Below are 11516 nucleotides of genomic sequence, written 5' to 3' on the forward strand. Positions count from 1 at the left end.
ATACATTCTTCACGGCCTTTAGCTGGGTCCCATTGGAAGTATGTACGAGTGCCGCCATTATTAGCTGCATCTTGTTCGAATAATTCTTTTAATTTATATTCATCTACTTCAGGAGTACTTGGGAATACAACTTTACCATTGCCCCAGTCTTCGATAGCTGCCAAAATTGTTTCACCTAATTTATCAGGTGTAGTTTCAACGAATTTTGTACCAACACGTTGACATTGTTCCTTAAACATTGTCAAAATTTGATCTTGATTCAAATCTTTGAACATAGTTTCTTGAGGACCATGGCTGTAATCAAAGCCCTCTACAAATGCAGGGCACATTTCTTGATCACGGCCTAATGCACGAGATAAACGTGCAATAAATTGTTTACGTTTAGCTTCATCCATTATTTTTTCTCCTTCTTCTTGTTCTTTTCATGTTCAGCATATAAGTCACGGAATTTCTTGAACTTCAATGTACCCATTTCTTTAGATTTAGTCCAGCCGTTCATAACTGGAATAGCTTGAGTCCATGTAGGCATATTGCCTTCTTTGTTACTAATCAAGTTCATGCCGATAGCGCCAGCTTTTGTACCAAGGTCGAATAATGTGGAGTTACCAAACATCTTAGCCGCTGCAGTGAAGATTGCTTCTTCTGCTTTTGGACGAGTTTTTTCGATGTCAGCCATAATATGACGGTGTTCCATCAATAATTCATGCAATGGAATAGCTACTGGACAGTTTTCTGTACATGCACCGCACAATGTGGAAGCATATGGAAGATCGCCTGCTACGTCGTAACCTTTGAACAATGGAGTCAATACAGCACCCATTGGACCTGGATATACGGAGCCATAACCGTGACCAGAGATGTGACGGTATACAGGACAGATGTTCATACATGCACCACAACGGATACAACGTAACATTTCTTGGAATGTACCACCCAAGATACCGGAACGACCGTTATCGATAATGATGATGTGAGTTTCTTCAGGACCGTCAGCTTCGCCAGCACGACCAGGACCAGTCATCATGGAGAAGTAGTTGGAAATTTTAGCACCTACTGCAGAGCGGTTCAACATTTCCATCATTACGTCAAGAGCTTTGAAGTCAGGAACGATACGTTCTGTACCTAAGAAGATCAATTGAGTCTTAGGAATGGAACTAGCCATACGACCGTTACCTTCGTTGGAAACGATTGTGCAAGTACCAGATGCAGCAACTGCAAAGTTACAACCATTAACACCTACGTCAGCTTTCAAGAAGCGTTCACGTACATAACCACGTACGAAGTGAGTCATTTCAGTAGGGTTTTCAGTACCTGTATAACCTAATTTTTCAGCGAAGATTTCGCGGATTTTATTACGTTCAAAGTGAAGGCCTGGTACTACGATGTGAGATGGTGGGCTCACCGCAGTTTGCAAAATAAATTCCGCCAAGTCAGTTTCGTTTACTTCAATACCAGCTTCTTCAAGAACTTCGTTCAAACCAATTTCTTCAGTTAAGATAGTTTTGGATTTAACGATCATTTTAGCTTCCCGTTCACGAAGGATATCCAAAGCGATTTGAGTTGCTTCTTTATCGTCAAATGCAAAGTGAACTTTAGAACCAGCTTTTTCAGCATTTTCAGCGAATTGGTTTACATAGTAATCCAAATTATTAAGAACGTGATCACGAAGTTTAGCTGCTTCTGCGCGGAAATCTAACCATTCAGGAACGTCCGCAACTACTGTATTACGTTTATCATAAAACACGTCTTGTGCTTTCTTGATAGCTGCAACTTTGAAATCATCAGCCAAACATTCTTTTATACGTGTTTTATAGGGGCGATTGTCATATATAAGTGCCATGTCGTCTCCTCCTTAACGGCAGTTTAAGATTTCAGCAATATGCATTACTTTAATACGGCGATCGATTTCGCCTTCTTTATGAAGACGATCAAGCATACCTGCAATGTTCATCAAGCACGCTTGGTCAGAACCGGAAATAACATTAGCACCTGTGCCAGCAATTTCCAACGCTTTTTCGCGTGTCATAACTTCACTAATTTCAGGGTTCTTAACGGAGAATGTACCGCCGAAACCACAGCAACGGTCTGCACGTGGTAATTCAATCAAGTTGATATCTTTAACATTTTTAAGGAGTTTGAAAGGAGGTTCTTTAACACCCATCAAACGAGTAACGTGGCAAGAAGTATGGTATGTAACAGATTCGTTAAAGCGTGCACCAACGTCTTCTACACCCAATACATCAGTAATGAATTCAGTGAATTCATAAATCTTGCCGCTCAATTTTTCTGCACGAGCCAACCACTCAGGTTGATCTTTCAAGAAATGATGATATTCATCACGGATTGCAAATGCGCAAGATCCGGACATGCTGACTACATATTCAGCGTTCTCGAAGCATTCGATTGTATTCTTAATTGCATCCATAGCTGCTTCATTGTAACCAGAGTTAGTAAACATTTGGCCACAACATACTTGTTTCTTAGGTACTACGAGCTCGCAACCTAATCTTTCAAGTACTTCTACACCAGCCATGCCTACATATGGGTAGAACATGTCAATCAAACACTGTTGGAAAAGATGAATTTTCATATTATCGTCCTCGTCTTTTCTAGTACTTAACCTAATAAAAAATTTTGATATGTATGTGTTATGGCAAAATTAATAGTGAATTTATCAACTAAATTTCTGCCTAGAACATTACGTATGCTTTCAAAAGTATTTAAAAGCTCATCGATATAATTATAAATTAATCCAATATAAATTGTCCAAAGAATTGCTATATTCGTATGTAGACATTTATTTCTTACACTCTTATGATTTTTTGTAATAGTAAACATTGAATTTTATCACATATACAATCTTATTTATAAATTTTTCTTGTAAAAAGCCCTTAAAATCTAGATTTTGCGAATGTTTATCATTTCTTCTCTTCATTACTTATAAAACGCTAAATACGATCCTAATTCATCATGATTTTGCGTAAATATGGTTTAAATTCTAAATTCATGTAAATTTTATTCTTATATATTACATTTTCTTATAGTAGTGTATAAATTTAAAAAGTGTTATAATTTATTTTATATAAGTACAGTTTGAAAGGAGCCTTTTCAATGAAACTAAATAAATTATCCTTATCCTTGGCAATTACATTAGCCCTCGGTTCCACATTCGGCATGGCTCACGCCGAAACAACTGCGGCGCACGCAAAAGCCGAAGTATCTAATGTTGCTACAAAAACCGATACTGCAGCTAAAACTGATGTTAAACGTGTAGATACATCTGTAAAAAATGACGCTAAACGCGTTGATACGTCCGTTAAAAACGATGCTAAACATGCAACTACAGTTGTAAAACATGATACTAAGCATGCTAATGCATCCGTTAAAAACGATGCTAAACGTGTTGATACATCCGTTAAAAGCGATGCTAAACGCGTTGATACATCCGTTAAAAACGACGCTAAACGCGTTGATACATCTGTAAAAAATGATGTTAAAGAAGATGCTGCTAAAGTAGAAGGTAAAAAAGCTGTAAAAGCTAAAGAAAACTTACCTGCTGGTGTATATCCTGACACTAAAGATAACTGGGCTCGTGATGCTATCCAAGCAATGTCTCTAGCAGGTTACCTTTCCGGTTACTCTGACAACACATTTAAACCTAGTGCCCAAATCACACGTGAACAAGCAGCTGCTATTTACGGCAAGGTATTACAACATAACTTAAACGAACAAGAACTAGCCGATATTGTAACAAAAGAAGCTTCCACTTCCTACTCTGACGTAGAAACAGATCGTTGGTCTAGCTCTGCTATCAAATTGGTAAGTGCTGCAGGCGTTATGCAAGGCACTTCTAAAACAGCTTTCACACCTAGCAAAACTATGAACCGTGAAGAGTTTGTTGCCTCCGCTGCTAGCTTAGCTAAAAAATTAAATATTACAACGCCTGTGAAAACAGAAAAAGTAATGTTTAAAGATGAAGATAGCATTTCTTTAGATTATGTGGCAGATATTAACTATATGGCACAACGTGGTATTGTAGCATCTGGGGCAACCGAAAACTTTAACCCAAAACAACCTGTAACAAGAGCACAAGCGGCAACAATCTTGAACCGCATGCTTAACGGCGCAGGCCTTGCTACTCCTAAACATGCTACCACTGAAGCAAAAGCTGAAACAGCTGTAAAAGAAGACTCAAAAAAAGCAGAAAAAGTAGTTGAAAAAGATGCATCGAAGGTAAGCAAAGATGCAAAAAAAGATGTAGCAAAAACTGATAAAGCTGTAAAAGAAGATGCTAAGAAAGCAGAAAAAACTGCTAAAGCTGATGCTAAAAAAGTAGAAAAAGAGGCAAAAAGCAATAAAAATGAAGCAGTAGCTCAAAAAACTGAACCTACTCGCACAGTTCGTCCTGTTCGTCGCAGTACGTTAAAAGCACTTGATCAAAAGCAACAAGCCTCCTTGGAAGATAAAGTATTTGTAGAGTTAAATAAAACTTACAAAACACCAGATGCATTCCAAGATTACGGTGTAATGTACTGGCGTGACAACCAATTACACGTAGCGTTAAAAACAGATAGCGATATTTCCACAGTAAAAGCAAACCTTGCTGCACGTGGTGACTCTACTGTTAATAACTACGTTGTCGTTGAACCATCCCAATATAGCCAAACTGAATACGATGCAATCGATGCGAACTTCCGCAACTACTACAACAAAAACGAAAAAGCTGGTACAATTCTAGCTACATTCCCTGATGTAGAAAACAACCAACTTTATGCTGTTGTATCTACTGCATCCAAAGAAACTCAACAGGGAATCTCCAAATTATTTGGTTCTAAAGTAAAGATGACAGTTAAACGCTAATCGGCGTTCACTTAACCAGCCAAAGCAGCGTATACGTTTAGTATTACGCTGCTTTGTTTATATCACTATGCATGCCTTATTATTCGCTATATAATGGATATAGATTTTATTGTTGGTGAAAGTTTATATTCTTCGGCTATAGAACGTTAGCCATTTACCATAATTAGGAAGGATTTTTATGTACAAGAATACCCCTTATGTATTACGTGCCCTTGTTTTAGGCACACTATTAGCTACAACAGGCCTTAGTTTTGTTTCTGCTAATACTACAACTCATGCTCCTGCAGTAGCCTCCACAAAAGCTGAAGCGTCTACAGTAGACAATACAAAAGCAGTTACACCAAAAACAGATGTTTCTAACGTAGAAGCAACTAAAGTAGAGTCTCCTAAATTTGATGCTGCTAAAGCTGCCACACCTATGGTTGTAAATACATCTATTGGTACGCCTCAAGATATTCAAAAAATCCGAGCCCACATCTTCTCTGATGTACCTAGTGATTTCTGGGCTGCCAACTCTATCAGTACTGTAACGAAAGCAAATCTTATGAAAGGTTATTCTGACGGTACATTCCGACCTAACCAACCTATGACTCGTGAAGAAGTAGCTGCTCTCTTCAACAACATCACAGATGATGGTACAGCAGCCTTCTTATCTAGCAAATTTAAAGATATTACCTCTGATCGTTGGTCCGCTCTTGCTATCGAATCTGTAGCGCGCAAAAATATCATCAGCGGTTATGGCGATAACACATATAAACCTGAAAAATATATGTCTCGCCAAGAATTTGCTGTAGTAGCAGACAACTACATTCACTACTTAGGATACACAACAGAGGATCCAACAGCACTTGATAGTATTGCTTATGGAGACCAAAAATTCGTAGCTCCTTGGGCTCAAGACGCAGTTCGTGAACTTGCATACCTTGGCTTTACAAACTACGCTCCTGGCACATTATTTAATCCTGAAAAATATGTAACTCGTGCTGAAGCAGCTGAGATTGCATACCGCATGACACAAACAGAGCAAGCACTTGCCTTCCACAATACATTGTTCAAACAACAAGTAGAAAGCAAAACAGCTACTATTATCGACAAAACATTAGGCTATGGCAATGACTTCACTAAATTCCGTCAAGACGGTGCCCTCTTCTGGGATGGTGGAAAATTACATGCTTCTTTAACAGATAAGAAAAAAGCTGATGCTGTGGCTCATGCAATTTCTGAAACTCAAGATCCACAACTTGAAAGTGCTCTTGTAGTATCTCAAGGTAAATTAAATCAAGCTCAACTTGAAGATTATCAATCCGATGCTCTTGATTTATACAAAGCTAAAGAGCCAAAAGGTAACATCATTTCCATTCGCCCTAACGACGATACTAGCGCGCTTATCATTACAGCTGACTCCATTCAAAAGGACACTGTGAAAGCATTCAAAAAGAAATTCAAAAACAATGTAGTCGTACAATTACCACAACCTGAGACAGTAAAACCGGATGCAGCAATCCAATTCCCATTGCCTCCACGCGTAAACTACTACGATACGACAAATAAATAATTAAATAAGCTCAATGATAAAAAGTCGTGTTCTTACACGGCTTTTTGTTGTATCCCCATCAAAATGTATTATAAGACTATTATAAAATCTACAATGCCAAAAAAAGAACCGTCCCCGAAGGAGCGGTTCTTCTCACAATAAAACAGCTGTTACTATACACACATAATCGAATTCACACAGTTCGATTATTTTTTTGTTACATCATTTTGGCGATCACGCAAGTTACCAACTGGCACATATACGGAACCTGCACTATGAGCTACATCCACATCTTGTTGCAAAATCATTACAACAGAATAATCATCAGTTGTGTAGAATTCAGTAGGCATTTTGTCGATATTTACTTCGCCACCCAATTGATTCTTCACATCTTGATTATTATCGATAGCATTTACTAATTCTTTTTTATTAAGACCACCAAGGTCATACAAAGATAATTGACGACCTGTTGTAGTGTTAAATGTGAAGCCTTTTACATAGTTGACGCCATTCGCATCACGGTCACGCATTGTGTACGTATGAATCAATACACTGAGAATACCATTTTTATCTGTTTTAACATCGTAGTACATGACTACATTTGTTTTATCAGCTTCTTTAGTATTCATTTTTTCTACGTCGTTTTGTACTTTAGCAACGTATTTTTTAATAGTATTATTGATTGCTTTTTCTACAATTGGACTAACAGATTTAACTGTTGGGAATACTAGATCAAGATGATCTGTAGTGGATTCCACTGGAGATACAGCCACCTCTTTGCGGTCCATGTAGCGATCCGCATTTGGTGCTACCACTTCAACTGCATTGCGATCAACTTTTGTTGCTACAGAGCGTAACGCACGATTTTGCTCTGGTGTAGCAGTGCTAGAAATACGATATGTTAAATCGTTACGATTTACTTTATTCGTATCAGCAGGAGCTGCTTGTACTGTTGCAGTATCTTTAGTTACAGGAATTTCGCTTGCCGCGAAGGATACTACTGGCAATGCAGCAGCCATCATGATGAGTACAGACTGTTTTAATTTCATTGTTTACCTCTTATTGTTGTTCTTGCTCAGCTTTCATCGCTAAAGCTTCTTCTTTATTGAATTTGTGTGCTACAACGCGACGAATTAAGTATAGAGCAGCAAAGATGAATGCAAGCAATCCTAACCATTGTGCTGTGCTTTCAAATTGAGGACCTACTAATTCAAGTGGGGATTCACCACCACCAGTTGTAACAGACAATACAATAATAACAGCTATGATTACACCAATCAAGCTCTCACCAACAATCAAACCAGATGCAAAGAGAACACCGTGGCGGTTAGATTGTTCAACATCGTACTCAGCGAGTTCGCCAGCACGCATTTTAGCACGAGCTACTAGGTAACGGCCTACAAAATAGCTAATGAAAGAACCTAAGATAAGAGGTACTTCCAATGTTGGAGGTAAGTAGATACCCATACCAACTGCCAATGGAGGCAATGTTAAAGAAGCGGTTGTGCTCTTAAGAATTAAGTTAACGATGATTGCTACGACGCCAACACCAACGCCAATCAAGATATAATCCCAATCCATGCTAGAACTGAAGATACCTTGAGCAATTGTAGTCATCAAAGTTGCTTGTGGAGCAGATAATGCGGCATTAGGATCCATTTCAGCACGTGGTAACGCACCTGTGAAACCGTAAGCTTGGTAAAGTAAGTTAAGAACAGGAGCAATTGCAATAGCACCAGCTACGGAGCCAAGTAACAATGCAATTTGTTGACGCCAAGGTGTAGCACCAACGAGTTGACCTGTTTTCAAGTCTTGCAAGTTATCATTAGAAATAGATGCAATCGCAATAACTACGGATGTCATAAAGATAGCCATAGCTGTAGCGAATTGTACACCTGCTTCTGTAGCAAACAAGTTATTTTCAGAAGCGATAAAGTATACCACTAGAGAAGAAATAATAGTCGCTAAGATACCAATACCAGAGATTGGAGATGCAGATGTCCCGATAAGGCCAGCCATGTAACCACATGCAGCAGCTACAAAGAAACCAATTAACAAAGCTACTAGAACACCTACGATAACAAGTGTCCACATTAAGCCAGCACTAATAGGTACTGCAGATACGAAATCCCAGAATGTAAGAACTAAACCTAAAAGAATAATACCGAACACGATAATAACAGATTTTGTGCTCATATCTGTATCCATACGATGCAATGCACGTTCAGTGGAACTGCTATTCATGGATTTAACAGAAATTTTCATACCTTCGATGATAGGTTTGATCAATGTAATCAAAGTCCAAATCGCTGCAATACCGATAGCACCCGCACCGATAAAACGAACTTTAGATTTCCAAACAGCCATTGCAAATTTAGCTGTAGCACCTCCGTCTGGAGCAAGCATGTTAGTCAAGTAAGGTACAAAGCCAGCCCAAGCGATAAGTACACCAACTAAGATAGCGATACCTGAAGCAATACCGATAAGGTAACCAGCACCTAACAACGCTGTAGAGAAACCTAACGGAATTTGAGTAATACCCTTGCTACCTACAGGGAGCCAGAAGCTCATGCTATCTCCAAGCACTTTGAAGCCGTTCGCACAAAGACTAATAAGACCAGCTACAAAACCACCGGATACAATATCACCCATACCAGAGCTAGATTGAGGGCCTTGGCCACCATTGTGGGAACCAACCTTCAAGATTTCTGCTGCTGCTCGCCCTTCTGGATATGGTAGATCACTATTTACTACCATGGCACGACGCAATGGAATAGTGAATAATACACCTAGAGAACCACCGCATGCGCAGAGCAAGAATGTTTGCCAGAATGGGAAACCATTCCAATAGCCCAGCATAAGAAGACCAGGCAAAATAAAGATAATTGCGGACAAAGTACCAGCTGCGGAAGCCTGCGTTTGTACCATGTTGTTTTCAAGAACGTTAGAATCCTTGAAGAAACGTAAAATTGCCATTGAAATAATGGCTGCCGGAATGGATGACGAGAATGTCAAACCAACCTTCAAACCGAGATATACGTTAGATGCTGTAAAAATTACAGTAATCAATGCACCAAGTAGCATCCCACGTAGTGTCAGTTCCGGCAGATGAAGGTCATGGCTCATAAAGTCATGTTTCATAAGTACTTACCTCCTCTGTGAAACTATAGCTTAAAACAATATAATAAGCTACTTTCATTTTATCGTGTTAAAGCGATGATTTCAATATATATGCGATATTTATAATGTATACATATAAAAGATTATAAACTTTAGGTCCTCCAAGAAACACCTTGAAAGGTCTATTCATACTCTAAATACTTTACTAAGCGTGGTAGCCCTACAAAAGCCTCCAAAGCCACCCACCCCGCTACGCGGGGCCGCTAAATCGTTTTTGGACTATCGCCTTTCTCCTCTCAAATCAACCTTATATGAAACATGTATACAAATTAAATATAAATCATCGCATATATATTGGGAGAAAAGAAAAGCTGTATATGCGCAAATCGCATACACGACTCCCTTTTATATGAAAATAGAAATCATTATCTTTTATTCTGTACAAATATACAGGATTTTATATAATTAAAGTACCGACGATAAGGTCGGCATGTCTTTTAAGGAGGTTGTAAACATTATGGAAACAAGAATTGAATATGATTCAATGGGACCAGTCGAAGTCGACGCTAGACGAATTTACGGACCTCAAACGCAACGCTCGTTCAATAATTTCAAGATCGGTGACCACCGCATCCCTATTGAACAAATCAAAGCGCTTGCGCTTGTAAAAAAAGCATGTGCTTTAACCAATGCAAAATGTGGCGCAGTAACTGAGGAAAAAGCGAAACTCATCGCTCAAGTAGTAGATGAGATTGTGGACGGCAAATGGGATGACGAATTCCCATTGACTGTATTCCAAACAGGTTCTGGCACACAAACAAACATGAATGTGAACGAGGTAATCGCTCACCGGGCTAAACAGTTAGATGAAAGTAACCCGCTCCATCCTAACGACGATGTAAACCGCGGCCAAAGTACAAACGATACATTCCCTACAGCAATGCATATCTGCGCGTACTTTGAAATTACAAAACGCGTAATTCCTGCATTGGACGGCCTTATCCAATCTTTTGAAAAATTGCAAGAAAAAGGTAAAGGCTTACAAAAAGTTGGTCGTACACACCTACAAGATGCTACTTTCATCATGGTGGACCAAGAAATTAGCGCCTTTGTAGAGGGCCTAAAAACTGCCAAAACTATGCTTGTTCAAAACGCTGACCACCTACTCGATGTAGCTCTCGGTGGCACTGCTGTTGGTACTGGTGTAAACACACCTAAAGGTTATCTAGACGTTATGGAAACTGTATTGCCAGAGGTAACAGGCGCTCCATTCCGCGTTAAGAATAACAAATTTCAAGGCCTATCTTTAAAAGATGCATTCATGATGGCTCACGGTGCACTTAATACGTTGGCTACTACACTATTCAAAATCGCTAACGATGTTCGGTTCTTAGGTTCCGGTCCTCGCTGTGGCTACGGCGAATGGCACCTTCCTGAAAACGAACCGGGCTCCTCCATCATGCCAGGCAAGGTAAATCCTACACAATGTGAAGCCTTAGCCATGGTATGTGCTCAAGTATTCGGCCATAATACGACTATGACACTCTGTGCAGGCAGCGGTGCATTCCAATTGAACGTATACATGCCTATCATGATCTACGACTTTGTTGAAAGCTGTCGCCTCCTCGCAGACGCTATGAACTCTTTCACAACACATTGCATCGACGGCGTAGAATTCGTACCTGAAAAACTCAACTTCTTCGTAGAACAATCCCTCATGATCGCTACATCCTTAACACCATACATCGGCTACGATAAGAGCGCTAAGGTAGTAAAAGAAGCATACAAACGTGGTTGCTCTATTAAAGAAATCATCTTGGAAGAAAAACTCATGACCGAAGACGAATTTGCCGAAGCAGTTCGCATGAAATAAACTCTTTCATTTCTATGACATATCTGTAACATCCTCTCATACCTTAAATGAACGGAAAAAGCCCCGATACATAACTGATATGTACCCATTTTCCTGGACACATATTATTTACTAGCCTAAACACATGGA

The 11516-nt window shown here is 39.3% G+C and carries 7 protein-coding genes and 1 pseudogene; 3 read left to right on the top strand and 5 right to left on the bottom strand.

The genetic code is table 11. The features are described 5' to 3' along the window. The 3 genes and pseudogenes from RWP19_RS08990 to RWP19_RS09000 form a co-directional block, all read right to left on the bottom strand. A pseudogene (locus tag RWP19_RS08990) lies at positions 1 to 395 on the bottom strand (lactate utilization protein C); the annotation flags it as partial. After that, complete coding sequence (locus tag RWP19_RS08995; RefSeq protein WP_314357396.1) at positions 395 to 1840, bottom strand: LutB/LldF family L-lactate oxidation iron-sulfur protein; 1446 nt, start codon at positions 1838 to 1840, stop codon at positions 395 to 397. The gene RWP19_RS08995 and the pseudogene RWP19_RS08990, both read right to left, overlap by 1 nt. Positions 1841 to 1852: 12 nt before the next feature. After that, on the bottom strand, positions 1853 to 2590 hold the full coding sequence (locus RWP19_RS09000; RefSeq protein WP_314357397.1) for a (Fe-S)-binding protein: 738 nt from the start codon (positions 2588 to 2590) through the stop codon (positions 1853 to 1855). 521 nt (positions 2591 to 3111) lie between these two features. Between RWP19_RS09000 and RWP19_RS09005 the strand changes: the two genes are divergently transcribed. Next, the gene (locus tag RWP19_RS09005) at positions 3112 to 4860 is read left to right on the top strand and encodes an S-layer homology domain-containing protein (RefSeq protein ID WP_314357399.1); all 1749 of its coding nucleotides are present in this window, start codon (positions 3112 to 3114) and stop codon (positions 4858 to 4860) included. Positions 4861 to 5038: 178 nt separating this feature from the next. Continuing rightward, entirely contained in the window at positions 5039 to 6415 is a 1377-nt protein-coding gene (locus tag RWP19_RS09010) for an S-layer homology domain-containing protein (RefSeq protein WP_314357400.1), read from the top strand. A 185-nt stretch (positions 6416 to 6600) separates the two neighbouring features. On the opposite strand, the gene RWP19_RS09015 is transcribed toward RWP19_RS09010, so the two are convergent. After that, entirely contained in the window at positions 6601 to 7443 is an 843-nt protein-coding gene (locus RWP19_RS09015; RefSeq protein ID WP_314357401.1) for a hypothetical protein, read from the bottom strand. Between the two features lie 10 nt (positions 7444 to 7453). Beyond that, positions 7454 to 9535 carry an OPT family oligopeptide transporter gene (locus RWP19_RS09020; RefSeq protein WP_314357402.1) on the bottom strand — a complete coding sequence of 694 codons (2082 nt, stop codon included), beginning with the start codon at positions 9533 to 9535 and terminating at the stop codon, positions 7454 to 7456. A gap of 496 nt (positions 9536 to 10031) precedes the next feature. Between RWP19_RS09020 and RWP19_RS09025 the strand changes: the two genes are divergently transcribed. After that, a complete protein-coding gene (locus tag RWP19_RS09025) occupies positions 10032 to 11387 on the top strand; it encodes a lyase family protein (protein WP_295207728.1) in 1356 nt (451 codons plus the stop codon). Positions 11388 to 11516 lie beyond the last annotated feature (129 nt).

The organism is uncultured Veillonella sp. (assembly GCF_963522475.1).
Classification (GTDB): domain Bacteria; phylum Bacillota; class Negativicutes; order Veillonellales; family Veillonellaceae; genus Veillonella.